General features: G+C 69.1%; 13 protein-coding genes. 6 read left to right on the forward strand and 7 right to left on the reverse strand.

Going from position 1 to position 14030, the window contains the following annotated elements; genetic code table 11:
* Nucleotides 1-24: 24 nt before the first annotated feature.
* Nucleotides 25-3543, reverse strand: a complete 3519-nt coding sequence (gene dnaE, locus AC07Q9_RS11495) for a DNA polymerase III subunit alpha (protein ID WP_495309461.1) — start codon at nt 3541-3543, stop codon at nt 25-27.
* A gap of 61 nt (nt 3544-3604) precedes the next feature.
* Here dnaE and AC07Q9_RS11500 point away from each other — a divergent pair, with 61 nt between their 5' ends.
* The gene (locus AC07Q9_RS11500; protein ID WP_153284573.1) at nt 3605-4390 is read left to right on the forward strand and encodes a sulfurtransferase; all 786 of its coding nucleotides are present in this window, start codon (nt 3605-3607) and stop codon (nt 4388-4390) included.
* Between the two features lie 9 nt (nt 4391-4399).
* On the opposite strand, the gene AC07Q9_RS11505 is transcribed toward AC07Q9_RS11500, so the two are convergent.
* The 4 genes from AC07Q9_RS11505 to AC07Q9_RS11520 all read right to left on the reverse strand — a co-directional run bounded on the left by AC07Q9_RS11505 (nt 4400) and on the right by AC07Q9_RS11520 (nt 7177).
* Complete coding sequence (locus AC07Q9_RS11505) at nt 4400-5323, reverse strand: pirin family protein (RefSeq protein ID WP_495309464.1); 924 nt, start codon at nt 5321-5323, stop codon at nt 4400-4402.
* 34 nt (nt 5324-5357) lie between these two features.
* Nucleotides 5358-5909, reverse strand: a complete 552-nt coding sequence (locus tag AC07Q9_RS11510; protein WP_062481628.1) for a flavodoxin family protein — start codon at nt 5907-5909, stop codon at nt 5358-5360.
* A 79-nt stretch (nt 5910-5988) separates the two neighbouring features.
* The gene (locus tag AC07Q9_RS11515) at nt 5989-6414 is read right to left on the reverse strand and encodes a DoxX family protein (RefSeq protein ID WP_495309466.1); all 426 of its coding nucleotides are present in this window, start codon (nt 6412-6414) and stop codon (nt 5989-5991) included.
* A gap of 61 nt (nt 6415-6475) precedes the next feature.
* A complete protein-coding gene (locus AC07Q9_RS11520) occupies nt 6476-7177 on the reverse strand; it encodes a pirin family protein (RefSeq protein WP_307693843.1) in 702 nt (233 codons plus the stop codon).
* A gap of 163 nt (nt 7178-7340) precedes the next feature.
* On the opposite strand from AC07Q9_RS11520, the gene AC07Q9_RS11525 reads away from it, so the two are divergent.
* The 4 genes from AC07Q9_RS11525 to trmB all read left to right on the forward strand — a co-directional run bounded on the left by AC07Q9_RS11525 (nt 7341) and on the right by trmB (nt 11175).
* Nucleotides 7341-8294 carry a LysR family transcriptional regulator gene (locus tag AC07Q9_RS11525; protein ID WP_062481635.1) on the forward strand — a complete coding sequence of 318 codons (954 nt, stop codon included), beginning with the start codon at nt 7341-7343 and terminating at the stop codon, nt 8292-8294.
* A gap of 116 nt (nt 8295-8410) precedes the next feature.
* Nucleotides 8411-9493, forward strand: coding sequence for an NAD(P)/FAD-dependent oxidoreductase (locus AC07Q9_RS11530; RefSeq protein WP_495299734.1), 1083 nt, complete (start codon nt 8411-8413; stop codon nt 9491-9493).
* Nucleotides 9494-9499: 6 nt separating this feature from the next.
* Nucleotides 9500-10405: a tRNA glutamyl-Q(34) synthetase GluQRS gene (gene gluQRS / locus AC07Q9_RS11535; RefSeq protein ID WP_495309467.1), complete on the forward strand. Its 906-nt coding sequence runs from the start codon at nt 9500-9502 to the stop codon at nt 10403-10405.
* Nucleotides 10402-11175 (forward strand): tRNA (guanosine(46)-N7)-methyltransferase TrmB, encoded by a 774-nt coding sequence (trmB, locus tag AC07Q9_RS11540; RefSeq protein ID WP_062478378.1) that lies wholly within the window; start codon nt 10402-10404, stop codon nt 11173-11175. Before gluQRS ends, trmB begins: the two co-directional genes overlap by 4 nt.
* Before the next feature lie 21 nt (nt 11176-11196).
* Here trmB and AC07Q9_RS11545 read toward each other — a convergent pair whose 3' ends face one another.
* Complete coding sequence (locus AC07Q9_RS11545; RefSeq protein ID WP_495309470.1) at nt 11197-11580, reverse strand: energy transducer TonB; 384 nt, start codon at nt 11578-11580, stop codon at nt 11197-11199.
* Between the two features lie 351 nt (nt 11581-11931).
* Here AC07Q9_RS11545 and AC07Q9_RS11550 point away from each other — a divergent pair, with 351 nt between their 5' ends.
* Nucleotides 11932-13101 (forward strand): ABC transporter substrate-binding protein, encoded by a 1170-nt coding sequence (locus AC07Q9_RS11550; RefSeq protein ID WP_495309472.1) that lies wholly within the window; start codon nt 11932-11934, stop codon nt 13099-13101.
* 6 nt (nt 13102-13107) lie between these two features.
* Here AC07Q9_RS11550 and AC07Q9_RS11555 read toward each other — a convergent pair whose 3' ends face one another.
* Nucleotides 13108-13986, reverse strand: coding sequence for a LysR family transcriptional regulator (locus AC07Q9_RS11555; protein ID WP_495309475.1), 879 nt, complete (start codon nt 13984-13986; stop codon nt 13108-13110).
* Nucleotides 13987-14030 lie beyond the last annotated feature (44 nt).

Consider the following 14030-nt stretch of genomic DNA (forward strand, 5'->3'; position numbering starts at 1 on the left):
GTTCCCCGGGGCCGCGCGATCCGATCAATCGTAGATGACCTGCGCCTTGCCCGCTTCGGCCTGCGCGGTCCAGCTCGCCAGCGCCGCATCGGTCGGGAAGAACTTGGCGCGCTCGCCCAATTGCAACTCGACCTGCGCCCCACCGCGTGCCATCGACAGACGCACGGGCAGGCCGTGCACCAGGTCGCCGACCTCGGTCTGCTCGGTGCGCGCCGGAAAGTCTTTCAAGAGGCGCGCGATCTCGGGCACCTTGCCATTGACCGCCACGCGCAGGAACTTGCCGAAGCGGCAGCGCGCCGAGGCCAGGTCCCACACCTGCTGCACCTGGAAGCGCGCTTCGAAGCCGCCGCGCGCGGGCTGCAGCTTGCCGCTCACGATGACGAGTTCGTCGTCCTTCAGCGTGTTGCGGTTGGCGTTGATGAGCGCCTCGTCGGCCGTGGCGTCGATGGACTCCGACTTGTCGTCGAGCTTGAAGATCGCCAGCCGGCCGCGCTGGCCGTTGATGACGCGGAAGTCGCTCACGATGCCGGCAATGACCTGCGGATCGCGGCTGTCGAGCAGGTCGCCGATCTCGCGCTTGCAGAAGCGCCGCACCTCGTGCGAGACCTCGTCGAACAGGTGGCCCGACAGGTAGAAGCCGACCGCCGTTTTCTCGAAAGTCAGGCGCTCCTTCACGCCCCAGGGCGTGGCGTCGACCAGATCGGGTTCCTGCGTGGCCGAGCCGTGCTCGCAGTCGCCGAAGATGTCGGCCTGCGAGGCGTTGGCCGCTGTGGCAATGGCGAACTCGAAGGCGCGGTCGACCGAGGCGATGAGCGAGGCGCGGTTCTGCTGGATGGCGTCGAACGCGCCGGCCTTGATGAGCGCCTCGACCGTTCGCTTGTTGATGCGCTGGCGGTCGATGCGCACGCAGAAGTCGTACAGGCTCTTGAACGGCCCGCCCTCTTCGCGCGCCCGCACCACGGCCTCGACCGCGAGCTGGCCCGTGCCCTTCACGGCGCCCAGGCCGTAGCGGATGATCCGGTTGGTGACCGGCTCGAAGCGGTAGTTGCCGCGGTTCACGTCCGGCGGCTCGAAGGTGATGTTGAAGTTCTTCTGGGCGTCTTCGAACAGCAGCTTGAGCTTGTCCGTGTCGTCCATTTCCACGGTCATGTTGGCGCAGAAGAACTCGGCCGTGTAGTGGACCTTGAGCCAGCCCGTGTGGTACGCCAGCAGCGAGTAGGCGGCGGCGTGCGACTTGTTGAAGCCGTAGCCCGCGAACTTCTCCATCAAGTCGAAGATTTCGTCGGCCTTGTCCTGCACGATGCCGTGCGTGGACAGCGCGCCCGCGCGGAACTTCTCGCGGTGCTCGGCCATTTCCTCGAGCTTCTTCTTGCCCATCGCGCGACGCAGCAAGTCGGCGCCGCCGAGCGAGTAGCCGCCCAGGATCTGCGCGGTCTGCATCACCTGCTCCTGGTAGACCATGATCCCGTAGGTCTCGGAGAGCATCTCGGCCACGGCCGGGTGCGGGTACTCCACGTCTTCGCGGCCGTGCTTGCGCGCCACGAAGCTGGGAATCAGGTCCATCGGGCCCGGACGATACAGCGCGTTCAGCGCAATCAGGTCTTCCAGGCGCGTGGGGCGCGCGTCCTTCAGCATGCCCTGCATGCCGCGGGATTCGAACTGGAACACGGCCTCGGTCTTGCCGTCGGAGAACAGGCGGTAGGTCGGCCCGTCGTTCAGCGGGATGTTCTCGAACGCGAAGTTCTCCTGGCCCTTGTGGCGCTTCATGATGAACTCGCGCGCGATCTCCAGGATCGTGAGCGTGGCCAGGCCCAAGAAGTCGAACTTCACGAGGCCGATGGCTTCGACGTCGTCCTTGTCGTACTGGCTCACGGCCGATTCGCTGCCGGGCTGCTGGTACAGCGGGCAGAAGTCGGTGAGCTTGCCCGGCGCAATGAGCACGCCGCCGGCGTGCATGCCGATGTTGCGGGTCATGCCTTCGAGCTTCTGTGCGAGCTCGACCAGCATGCGGACTTCTTCTTCCTTCTCGATGCGCTCCGCCAGCTGCGGCTCCATCTCGATGGCGTAGTTGTTCTTGTCGCCTTCGATCTTGGTCGCGGGCGGATATTGCAGCGTGACCGACATGCCCGGCTTGTTCGGAATCAGCTTGCTGATGCCGTCGCAGAACATGTAGCTCATGTCCAGCACGCGGCCCACGTCGCGGATGGCCGCGCGCGCGGCCATGGTGCCGAAAGTGGCAATCTGGCTCACGGCGTTGCGGCCGTACTTGTCCTTCACGTAATCGATCACGCGGTCCCGGTTGCCCTGGCAGAAGTCGATGTCGAAGTCGGGCATCGAGACGCGTTCGGGGTTCAGGAAACGTTCGAACAGCAGCTTGTATTCGAGCGGGTCGAGGTCGGTGATCTTCAGCGCGTAGGCCACGAGCGAGCCCGCACCCGAGCCCCGGCCCGGGCCCACGGGACAGCCATTTTCCTTGGCCCACTTGATGAAGTCGCCCACGATCAGGAAGTAGCCGGGGAAGCCCATGTTCAGGATCGTGTTGATCTCGAACTCCAGGCGCTCCACGTAGCGCGGCCGTTCGGCCTCGCGCTTGGCTTCGTCGGGGAACAGGTGCTTCAGCCGCACCTCCAGGCCTTCGAACGACTCCTGGCGGAAGAACTCGCCGATCGGCATGCGCACGCCTTCGCTGATGAAGGGCGTGGGAAAGTCGGGCAGCTGCGGCTTGCCGAGCACCAGCGTGAGGTTGCAGCGCTTGGCGATCTCGACCGTGTTGGCCAGCGCGCTCGGCACGTCGGCGAACAGCGCCTGCATCTCGGCACTCGACTTGAAGTACTGCTCCTCGGTGAACTTGCGCACGCGGCGCGGGTTGCCGAGGATTTCGCCTTCGGAAATGCACACGCGCGCTTCATGCGCTTCGTAGTCCTGGCGTTCGGCGAACTGCACGGGGTGCGTGGCGACCACCGGCAGCTTCAGGCGGGCGGCGAGCTTCACGGCCGCAATCACGTGCGGCTCGTCTTCAGGACGGCCGGCGCGTTGCAGCTCGATGTAGAAACGGTGCGGGAACATGCCCGCGAGTTGCAGCGCCAGTTCGGCGGCGCGCTCCTCCTGGCCTTGCAGCAGCGGCTGGCCCAGCGGCCCGGCCTGTGCGCCCGACAGCGCGATCAGGCCGCCCTGCAGTTCCTGCAGCCATTCGAGCTTGCAGGCCGCCTGCGACTGGCCGCGGCTCACGTTCTGCGTCCAGGCGCGGGCCAGCAGCTCCGACAGGTTGAGGTAGCCCTCCATGTTCTGCACCAGCAGGATGAGGCGGGTCAGCGCGCCGGGCTCCTTGCCCAGCCCGTCGATGAAGATTTCAGCGCCGATGACGGGCTTGACGCCCTTGCCCCGGCCCTGCTTGTAGAACTTGACCGTCCCGAACAGGTTGTTCAGGTCGGTGATGGCCAGCGCAGGCTGCTTGTCGGCAGCGGCGGCCTTGATGACTTCGTCGATTCGATTCGTGCCATCGACGACGGAAAACTCGGTGTGCAGACGCAGGTGAACAAACATCCGTCGATTGTAGGAAGCCGCCCTCCACGATGTGGTGTGGCGATCCCTACAATCCCGCCCCGTGCAAGAGATTTTGAATATCGCCGCCTACAAGTTCGTGGGCATCAACGACAGCCCCGTGCTGCGTGAGACCCTGCGCGACCGCGCGCAGGCCCTGGGACTCATGGGCACGATCCTGCTGGCGCCCGAAGGTATCAACCTGTTTCTGGCGGGGACGGCGCAGGCCATCCACGCCTTCCTGGCCGACCTGCGCGCCGACGCGCGCTTTGCCGACCTCGAAACCAAGGAAAGCTGGTCGGCCACGCAGCCCTTCCGGCGCATGCTGGTGAAGCTCAAGCGCGAGATCATCCGCATGGACCACCCGGCCATCCAGCCCGCCGCCGGCCGCGCGCCCGGCGTGGACGCGCCCACGCTCAAGCGCTGGCTCGACCAGGGCCACGACGACGAGGGCCGCGAGATCGTGATGCTGGACACGCGCAACGACTTCGAAGTCGACGAAGGCACCTTCGACGGCGCGATCGACTGGCGCATCACCAAGTTCACCGAGTTCCCGCCCGCCCTGAAGGCGCACCGCGCCGACTTCGAGGGCAAGACGGTGGTGAGCTTCTGCACCGGCGGCATCCGCTGCGAGAAGGCGGCCATCCTCATGCGCGAGGAAGGCGTGGAGCACGTGCTGCAGCTCGAAGGCGGCATCCTCAAATACTTCGAGGACGTCGGCGGCGCGCACTACCACGGCGACTGCTTCGTGTTCGACGGCCGCCGGGCCCTGGCGCCCGACCTCAGCGCGCGCGCCTCCGACGCCAGCGCCCGGGCCTCGGAAGACCCGGACATCGGCATCAAGCAATAAGCAGAGGGCTCAGACCGGCGTGGTGCCCGTGTCGGGCTCGCGCACGCCGAAGGGCTTGCCCGGCAGCGGAATGAACTCGGTCTCGCCGGGCACGTGACCCATGCGCTGGGCAGCCCAATCGGCGCCGGCTTCGAGGATGCGCTCACGCCGGCTCGAGACGAAATTCCAGGTGATGTAGCGCGGGCCGTCCAGCGGCTCGCCGCCGATCACCATCAGGCGCACGGCGGCGTCGGCAGTGAACACCGCGCCCTGCCGGTCGGGCAGCACCGCCATCGTGTGGGCGGGTGCGGGCTCGCCGTTCACCTGCGCATCGCCGTCGACCATGTAGACCGCCAGTTCGGGCGCCAGCGCGGGCAGCTCGAAACGGCCGCCGGCCGGCAGCGCGATATCGAGGTAGACCGTCTGCGCCAGCGTCTTCACCGGCGAGCGCACGCCGAAGGCCTCGCCCACCAGCACGCGCACGGGCACGCCCTGCACCGTCAGCTCGGGAATGGCCTCGGTCGGCGTGTGCTCGAAGCTGGGTTCGACCTCTTCATGGGCCTGCGGCAGCGCGGCCCACAGCTGCAGGCCGTGGTTCACGAAGGTATCGGCCAGCAGGCGCTCGGGCTTGCGCTCGGAGTGCACGATGCCGCGCCCCGCGGTCATCCAGTTGATGGCGCCGGGCTGGATCTCCTGCACGCTGCCCAGGCTGTCGCGGTGCATCATCGCGCCCTCGAACAGGTAGGTGACCGTCGACAGGCCGATGTGCGGGTGCGGCCGCACGTCGTGCGCGTTGCCGGGCTGCTCGGTGGCCGGGCCGAAGTGGTCGAAGAACACGAAGGGCCCGACCGAGCGGCGCTGCGCCGCCGGCAGCACACGCCGCACGTTGAAGCCACCGCCCAGGTCCTTGTCGTGGGGCCGCAGCAATTGGATTTCGGGGATGGTGTCGGTCATCGTGGTGTCCTTGTGGGCGAGGTTCGGTGGGGCGTTATGCGCGCGATCTTGCCACCGCGCCGATGCGCTCGCCGAAGGCGCGCGCGGTTTCCAGGTCGCCCTTGGGCATCTCGGCCGGGCTCGCGTCCGAGGGCGATTGCGTGAGCAGGCCGCCGTAGCCGCCGACGTAGTTCATGGCGTCGCGCGTGGCTGCCTTGTTGTTGGTCGGCAGGATGCCCATGCTGACCCAGATGCCGCTGTGCTGCATGGCCAGCGTCCACAGGTAGGTCATGGTCGTGACCTTGTCGCCGTTCATCGTGGCGCTGTTGGTGAAGCCGGCGAAGAGCTTGTCTTTCCAGCCTTGCGTGTACCAGACCTTGGACGACGCGTCGGCGAATTTCTTGAACTGCCAGCTCACGCCGCCCATGTAGGTCGGCGAGCCGAAGATGATCGCGTCGGCCGCGGCCAGCGTCTCCCAGCCACCGGCCGGCAGGTTGCCGTCGGCGTCGATGGCGAGCAGCTGCGCGCCCGCCCCGTCGGCCACGGCCTGGGCCACGCGCTGGGTGTGGCCGTAGCCGGAATGGAAGACAACGACGATGTTTGCCATGAAAACGGATTTCCTCAATGAAGCGATGAAGTCGGCAGGCCGCGCCCACGAGGTGTGCGCGGCCTGGGGTGAAGCGAGCTTACTTTTTATCGATGCTGAAGCGACCGGCGCCAAAAGCAGCGAAGGCGAGCAGGCCACCGGCGATCGCGATGTTCTTGAAGAACATCAGCTGGTTCACGAAGGCCTTGTCGGCGGGCATGCCCCAGTAGTTGTGGAACATCACGGCCGCGGCCACGGTGAAGATCGCCAGCACGATCGCCGACACGCGCGTCTTGAAGCCGACCAGCAGCAGCAGGCCGAGCCCCAGCTCCACGACGATCGCGATGACCGCCGCCACCTGCGGCAGCGGCGCGCCCACCGAGGAGATGTACCCCACGGTGCCGGCAAAGCCCATGAGCTTGCCGAAGCCGGCGGGCACGAACAGCGCAGCGAGCAGTACGCGGCCGATGAGCGCCAGCGTGTCCTGGGCGGCGTTGGGGGTGGCGGTTGTGGTCGTAATGGCCATGGTGAAACTCCTCGTTGGTTGTTGAAGCGAAAGGAACAAAGAAAAGAAAAAAGACGCCGTCTCAGGCCGTCAGGTCGAACACCAGCACTTCGGCATCCTTACCGGCGCCGAGCGTGAGTTGCGATTCGCCTTCGAGCATCGCGGCGTCGCCGCCCACGAGCTTCTGGCCGTTGACTTCGAGCTCACCGCGCACCAGGTGCACATAGCTCTTGCGTTGCGGGTCGAGCGCCAGGCTGGCGGTCTCGCTGCCGTCGAACAGGCCGGCGAACAGGCGGGCGTCGGCATTCACCGTCACGGAGCCGTCGCGGCCGTCGGGCGAGGCCACCAGGCGCAGGGTGCCGCGCTTTTCGGCGTCGCTGAACTGCTTCTGCTCGTAGCCGGGGGCAATGCCGCGTTCCTTGGGCTCGATCCAGATCTGCAGGAAGTGCGTGGTCTGGTCGGCCTTGTGGTTGAACTCGCTGTGCATCACGCCACGGCCGGCGCTCATGCGCTGCACGTCGCCCGGCGGAATGGATTCGATGTTGCCCATGCTGTCCTTGTGCGCGAGTTCGCCCGAGAGCACGTAGCTGATGATCTCCATGTCCCGGTGGCCGTGGGTGCCGAAGCCGGCGCCCGCCGCCACGCGGTCTTCGTTGATCACCCGCAGGTTGCCGAAGCCCATGTAGGCCGGATCGTAGTACCCCGCGAAGGAAAAGCTGTGGAACGAGCGCAGCCAGCCATGGTCGGCATAACCGCGTTCCTGGGATTTACGCACTTGCAACATATCGAACTCCTTGCTGCCCCACCCGGTTCGGGCGCCGGGGCTTTCGTCGTGGGCCGCGCCGGATGCGCAGCGGATGAGAAGAATTTTGGACCTCCATCCCCCTCTGAAAGGCGCCCGGTTTTGATGGCATCATTCAAATTATTTGAACGATGGAGCCCGCCCCATGACGAGCGCCCGAGACGTCCTCACCCCCGACGCGCTGGCCATGCTGCAGACGGTGGCCACCACCGGCAGCTTCGCCGCCGCCGCGCGCGCGCTCGGCCTGGTGCCCAGCGCGCTGAGCTACCGCGTGCGCCAGATCGAGGACGCCCTGGACGTGCTGCTGTTCGACCGCAGCGCGCGCCAGGCCCGTATCACCGAGGCCGGCGCCGAACTGCTGCGCGAGGCCGCGCGCCTGCTCGGCGAGATCGACGCCGTGGCCAACCGCGTGAAGCGCGTGGCCACCGGCTGGGAGCCGATGCTGACCATCGCGGTCGACAGCGTGATCGCACGCGACCCGCTGCTCGACCTGTGCACCGCCTTCTTCGCGCTCGAGCCGCCCACGCGCCTGAAGCTGCGCGACGAAACGCTGCTCGGCACCATCGAGGCGCTGACCAGCGGCGAGGCCGACCTGGCGATCGGCGCGGTGCTCGATGCCGCGAGCCTGGCCTTCACCGCCACCGGCATCCGCAGCCGGCCGATCGGCGAACTGCGCTTCGTGTTCGCGGTGGCGCCGCACCATCCGCTCGCGCGCCTGCCGCAGCCGCTGAGCGACGCGGTGCTGCGCCAGCACCGCGCGGTGGCCGCGGCCGACTCGGTGCGCAGCGGGCCGAGCATGACGGTGAACCTCGTCGGCGGGCAGGACGTGCTCACCGTGCCCAGCATGCAGGCCAAGATCGCCGCGCAGCTGCACGGCCTGGGCGGCGGCTTCTTGCCCGAGCCGATGGCGCGGCCCTACATCGAGGCCGGCCATCTCGTCGAGCTGCAGACCGAACGCCAGCCGCCGCTGGGCACCATGCACTGCGCGTGGCGCGTGCGCAGTGCGGGCAAGCCGGGGCGCGCGCTCGCATGGTGGCTCGCGCAGTTCGAGCACGAGGGCACGCGCAAGGCGCTGCTCGAACGGCACCGCGGTCGTTGAACGCCACGCGATGACGGCGTCATAAGGGTCGCCCCCAGCCCGGCGACGCGCGCAGACCGAGTTAGAGTGTGCACGGCCTCCTCAGTCATCACCCTGTCAAAAGAAAAGAGTCCGCCATGCCCAAAGCCAAAGCCCGCGCCACCGCCGACCGCCACCGAACTCCCGCCGCCGCCCGCCACTACGCCGTCATCGGCGCCGGCATTGCCGGCGTGGCCTGTGCCCGCACGCTGATGCAGGCCGGGCACCGTGTCACGGTGTTCGAACGCGAGGCCACGCCGGGCGGGCGGATGGCGAGCATCGACACCGCCTTCGGCCGCTTCGACAGCGGCGCGCAGTACTTCACCGTGCGCGACCCGCGCTTCGCCCAGGTGCTGGCCACCACGCCCGCGCTGTGCCGCCCCTGGAGCGCCAACCTCGTGCGCGTGCTCGACGCCCACGGCCGCGTGGCCGAGGCGGCGCTGCCCTCGCTGGAGCCGCACTGGGTCGCCCAGCCCGGCATGGACGCGCTCGTGGCCCACTGGGCCGCGCCGCTGGGCGAACACCTCGTCACCGGCACCCAGGTCACCCGCATCGAGCCCGACGCGCTCGACGCCACCCGCTGGCAGCTGCGCACCGCCGGCGCCGACGATTCGCAGCATGTGTACTCCGGCTTCGACGCTGTGCTGCTGGCCGTGCCGCCCGCACGCACCCGCGAGCTGCTCGCCGATGGCGAACGCTCGGCCACGCTGAGCCGCAAGATCGACCGCGTGCGCATCGCGCCCTGCTGGACGCTGATGATCGCCTTCCCCCAGGCCAACCAGGCCAACATGTCGCACCTCGGCCCGCAATGGAACGTGGCGCGCAGCACCCACCACCGCGTGGCGTGGCTGGCGCGCGAATCGTCCAAGCCCGGCCGCGAGCGCGTCGAGCGCTGGACCCTGCAGGCCAGCGCCACCTGGTCGCAAGAACACCTGCGCGACACGCCCGCGCGCATCGAGGCCAAGCTGCTGCGCGCCTTCTCGGAGATCACCGGCATCCACGCCACGCCCAGCCACGCCAAGGCGCGCTGCTGGCCCGAGGCGCAGACGCAGGTGCCCGTGGGCCAGACCCACCTGTGGGACGCCAAGGCCCGCATCGGCATCGCCGGTGACTGGTGCATCGGCCATCGCGTGGAAGACGGTTTCGTTTCGGGCCTCTCGCTGGCCCTCGCAGTTCTCTAAGAAAGGATGCGGGCCACCGGCCGCTTCGCCCCCTCGCCCACCGGCCCGCTGCACGCCGGCTCGCTGGTGGCCGCGCTCGCGAGCTGGCTCGACGTGCGCGCGCGCGGCGACAGTGCGCGCTGGCTGGTCCGCATCGAGGACGCCGACACCGAGCGCTGCCTGCCCGGCATGGGCGAGCGCATCCTGCGCCAGCTCGCCGACTGCGCCCTGCTCCCCGACGAACCGCCCGAGTGGCAGACGCAGCGCACCCCGCACTACGAGGCGGCCCTGGCCGCGCTGCAGGCGCGCGGCCTCACCTACCCCTGCGGCTGCTCGCGCAAGGACATCGACCTGGCCCTGGCCCGGCTCGGCCATGCGCACGAACGCCACGGCGAGCGCGTCTACCCCGGCACCTGCCGCGACGGCCTGCACGGCAAGCCCGCGCGCGCCTGGCGCTTTGCGGCGCACCGCATGCCGGCCGGCGACCTGCACTGGCACGACCGCCGCCTCGGCCCGCAGCGGCAGGACGTGCAGCGCGAGGTCGGCGACTTCGTGCTGCGCCGCGCCGACGGCCCCTGGGCGTATCAGCTCGCCGTGGTGGTCGACGACGCCGAACAGGGCGTGACCGACGTGGTGCGCGGCGAGGATCTGGCCGACAACACGGCACGCCAGATCCTGCTGCAGCAAGCGCTCGGCCTGCCCACGCCGAGCTACCTGCACACGCCGCTGGTGCGCGGCGCCGACGGCGACAAGCTCTCCAAGCAGAACGGCGCCACGGCCATCGACACCGCGACGCCGCACGCCGCGCTGGCCGCGCTCGACACCGCCGCGCGCGCCCTCGGCCTGCGCCCCACGGCCGCCGGCCACTGCACCGCCGCCTTGGCCGGCTGGGTGCCCGAATGGCGCGATCTCTACAATTCGCGGCCCTCATGAACATTCCCGACACCGTGTCCAACGACCTCCCGCCCGGCGACGACCTGCCCGCATCCCCCGAAGACGACGCCACCGACGGCAAGCCGCACCCGCTGCACCGCCGCCTCAAGAGCTTCGTGAAGCGCGCCGGCCGCACCACCGACGGCCAGGCCCGCGCCTTCGCCGAGCTGGGCCCGCTGTTCCTCGTGCCCTACACGCCCGAGCGGCTCGACCTCACGGCGGCCTTCGGTGGCCGCGTGGGCCCGACGGTGCTGGAGATCGGCTTCGGCATGGGCGAGGCCACGGCCCACATCGCCACGGTGCTGCCCGAGACCAACTTCCTGTGCTGCGAGGTGCACGAGCCCGGCGTGGGCGCGCTGCTCAAGCGCATCGGCGAGCAGTCGATCTCGAACATCCGCATCTGCGCGCACGACGCGGTCGACGTGATCGACCACATGCTGCAGCCCGGCACGCTGGCCGGCGTGCACGTGTTCTTTCCCGACCCGTGGCACAAGAAGCGCCACAACAAGCGCCGCCTGATCCAGCCCGAGTTCGTGACCAAGCTGGCGCAGCACCTGCGCCCCGGCGGCTACATCCACTGCGCCACCGACTGGCAGCCCTACGCCGAGCAGATGCTCGAGGTGCTGGGCGCCGAGCCGCTGCTGCGCAACACCGCGCCGGACACCGGCTACGCGCCCAAGCCGGCGTACCGCCCGCTCACCAAGTTCGAGAACCGCGGCCTCAAGCTGGGCCACGGCGTGTGGGACCTGGTGTTCGAAAAACGCGCCTGAGCGCGCGTCACCTTCCCCCGCTCACTCGACGAGCTTGAAGCGGAACGGCAGCCGCATGCGGGCGCGCACCGCACGCCCGTCCGCGGTGCGCGCCGGGTCGAAGTGCCATCCCTTGAGCGAATCGGTCGCCGCCTGCGACAGCAGCGGGTGCGGTGAGCGTTCGACGCGGATGTCTTCGGGCTTGCCGTCCACGCCGACGAAGAAGGCCGTGACCACCAGGCCCTCGATGCCCTCTTCCACCAGCGCGGACGGGTAGCTGGGATAGCGGCGCTGGCGGATCACCGGCTCCGTCACGACCGCGTCCGCCGCAACGCGCGAATCGGCGCGCGGCGCCGCCATGAGGGTCGGCCCCGACGGCAAGGCCATCGGCGGCCCCGCCGGTGGCAGCGGTGGCGGCTCGATCATGGGGGGCGGTGGCAGCGGTGGCCGCGCGATCATGGGGGACGGTGGCCGTGGTGGCGACGCGACCTTGGGGGACCGTGGCAGCGTGGGCGGCAGTGCCATCGGCGGTCCCGCCGGTGGCGGCTCGATCAGGGGCGGCGGTGGCGGCGCAACGGGCACCAAAATCTCCAGCGGGGGCGGCTCTTTTTCCACCACGGTCGGTGGGGGCGCGACACAACCGGCGAGCGCCACACACACCCCTCCCCAAACCCAGGACGTATTCAAGTTCATCAGGGCAATTCTGGAGCACCCGCGCCTTCCGCCCTGGCCTCGAAATTGCTACACTTTTTTACTATTGTTAGCAAAAGGTAGCCAATGAACGCGTCTCGCAGGACATGGCTGGGAAAAGCCTCCGCAATGCTGCTTCTGGGAAGCGGCCTCGGCATCACCCGTCCCTTGCTGGCACAGACGCCACGCCCGGCCGCCGCCGGGGCCCGCGTCGTCCTGCTCGGCCAGTCGGTGCCGCTCACCGGCAGCGCCAACGAGATCGGCAACGCCTTCGCGGCCGGCAGCCGGCTCGCCGTGAGCGACTTCAACACGCGCAACGCCGCCACCGGCCTGCAGCTGAAGCTGCTGCAACTGGACGACGGCTACGACGCCGCGCGCGCCACCACCAACGCCCGCACGCTGCTGGGCGCGAACAAGGCCGACATGCTGTTCGGCTTTGTCGGCACCGCCAGCAGCGAGGCCGGCGCCAAAGTCGCCACGCAGCAGGGCAGCCTGCTCTTTGCGCCCTTCGCCGCCTCCGACACGCTGCGCGGCCCCGATCACCCGAACGTGTTCCATGTGCGCCCGGGCATGATCGACGAGGCCCTCAAGATCGTGCGCCAGTGCGCCACCGTGGGGCAAAAGCGCATCGCGCTGGTGGGCGACGACGACGCCATGGGCCGCGCCGGCCTGGCCGCCGTGCAGCAGGCCGTCACCGAACTCAAGCTGCCACCGCTGGTCGCCAGCGCGCTGGTGCCCGCCGGCGCCGACAAGCTCGACGCCGCGCTGAAGACCGTGCAGCAGCAGACGCCCCAGGCCATCGTGCTGGTGTCGCTCTCGGGCACCACGGCCGGCGCCATCCGCAAGCTGCGCAAGAGCGGCTACACGGGCAACTTCATGGCCTTCTCGATCGTCGGCATCGACCCGCTCTACGCCGAGCTGGGCAAGGACATCGGCGGCATCGTGATCTCGCAGGTGGTGCCTTCGCCTCGCCCCTCGGCCATTCCGATCGTCAAGGAGTACCTCGCGGCGGTCGACAACTCCGACCAGACCGCGTCGTACGAAGGGCTCGAAGGCTTCATCGCCGCCAAGGCCGCGGGCGAGGCCGTGCGCCGCGCGGGCCGCGGCTTCAACACCGCCACGCTGCAACGCACGATGACGGCGATGACCGACTACGACGTGGGCGGCTTTCGCATCAACCTGCGCCCCGGGTTGCGCGACAACGTGCGCAGCATCGACCTCATCAGCATCTCGGCCGACGGTCGGGTCCTGCGCTGACGCGCCTCACACGGCGCTGTCGCCCAGCAGCTCGGTGAAGCGCTGCTGCACATACAGCGCCGTCGCACCGAGCGGGCGCCCCGGCAGCCACAGCATGCGCACCGACAGCCGCGGCAAGGCCAGCGACGGGCAAGGCACCTCCTTCAGCGCCTTGCTGAAGCCTTCGTAGCGCGCGATGTTGATGGGCAGCACGGCCCAGCCCAGGTTGTCGGCCACCATCTCGGCCGTGCTGTAGAAGCTGTCGGAGCGCCACACGCGCGGGCTGTAGGCCACCTCGTGCACGTCGTCCGCATGCATCAGCAGCTGGCGTTGCCGCGCCAGGTCCTGGCGCCGCACCGTGCGGCCGTCGGCCAGTGGATGGTCGCTGGCCACGAACACGCCCTGGCGCACGCTGCCGATGTGGCGCTGGTCGAAGCTCGCGCGCACCGGGCCGCGGTCGAAGTGGAAGGCCACGCTGGCGCGCTCCTGCTCGACGTAGTCGGCCACCTCGGTCGCGGTGCCGTTCAGCAGCGTGAGCTCGAGGCTCGGAAACTTCACCGACAGCTCGCGCATCAGCGTGCCGATGGCGGTGTATGGCAGGGCTTCGTCCAGCGCCAGCGACAGCGCGGCCTCGTCGCCCTCGTGCAGCGAGCGGGCGCGCTGGTCGAGCTGCTCGGCCTGCCGCAGCAACTCGCGCGCCTCCAGCAGCAGCACCCGCCCCGCGTCGGACAGCTGCGCGTTGCGGCGCGAGCGGTCGAACAGGGCCACGCCGAGGTCGACTTCGAGCAGCCCGATGGCGGTGCTCACGGCCGACTGGGCCTTGCCCAGGTGGCGCGCCGCGGCCGAGAACGAGCCGCACTCGGCGGTCGTCACGAACTGGCGCAATTGGTCGACGGTCCATTCCATTTCGGCCACCTACTCATCTATTTATCAGATGGATTTCATCTTTA

This window comes from Variovorax sp. GW821-FHT09A10, from assembly GCF_059418385.1.

Bases quoted from the DNA above. Each gene is read 5' to 3' on its own strand.
- dnaE (WP_495309461.1), bottom strand. From the start codon at position 3,543: ATGTTTGTTCACCTGCGTCTGCACACCGAGTTTTCCGTCGTCGATGGC.
- AC07Q9_RS11505 (WP_495309464.1), bottom strand. From the start codon at position 5,323: ATGACCGACACCATCCCCGAAATCCAATTGCTGCGGCCCCACGACAAG.
- AC07Q9_RS11510 (WP_062481628.1), bottom strand. From the start codon at position 5,909: ATGGCAAACATCGTCGTTGTCTTCCATTCCGGCTACGGCCACACCCAG.
- AC07Q9_RS11515 (WP_495309466.1), bottom strand. From the start codon at position 6,414: ATGGCCATTACGACCACAACCGCCACCCCCAACGCCGCCCAGGACACG.
- AC07Q9_RS11520 (WP_307693843.1), bottom strand. From the start codon at position 7,177: ATGTTGCAAGTGCGTAAATCCCAGGAACGCGGTTATGCCGACCATGGC.
- AC07Q9_RS11525 (WP_062481635.1), top strand. From the start codon at position 7,341: ATGACGAGCGCCCGAGACGTCCTCACCCCCGACGCGCTGGCCATGCTG.
- AC07Q9_RS11530 (WP_495299734.1), top strand. From the start codon at position 8,411: ATGCCCAAAGCCAAAGCCCGCGCCACCGCCGACCGCCACCGAACTCCC.
- gluQRS (WP_495309467.1), top strand. From the start codon at position 9,500: ATGCGGGCCACCGGCCGCTTCGCCCCCTCGCCCACCGGCCCGCTGCAC.
- trmB (WP_062478378.1), top strand. From the start codon at position 10,402: ATGAACATTCCCGACACCGTGTCCAACGACCTCCCGCCCGGCGACGAC.
- AC07Q9_RS11545 (WP_495309470.1), bottom strand. From the start codon at position 11,580: ATGATCGAGCCGCCACCGCTGCCACCGGCGGGGCCGCCGATGGCCTTG.
- AC07Q9_RS11550 (WP_495309472.1), top strand. From the start codon at position 11,932: ATGAACGCGTCTCGCAGGACATGGCTGGGAAAAGCCTCCGCAATGCTG.
- AC07Q9_RS11555 (WP_495309475.1), bottom strand. From the start codon at position 13,986: ATGGAATGGACCGTCGACCAATTGCGCCAGTTCGTGACGACCGCCGAG.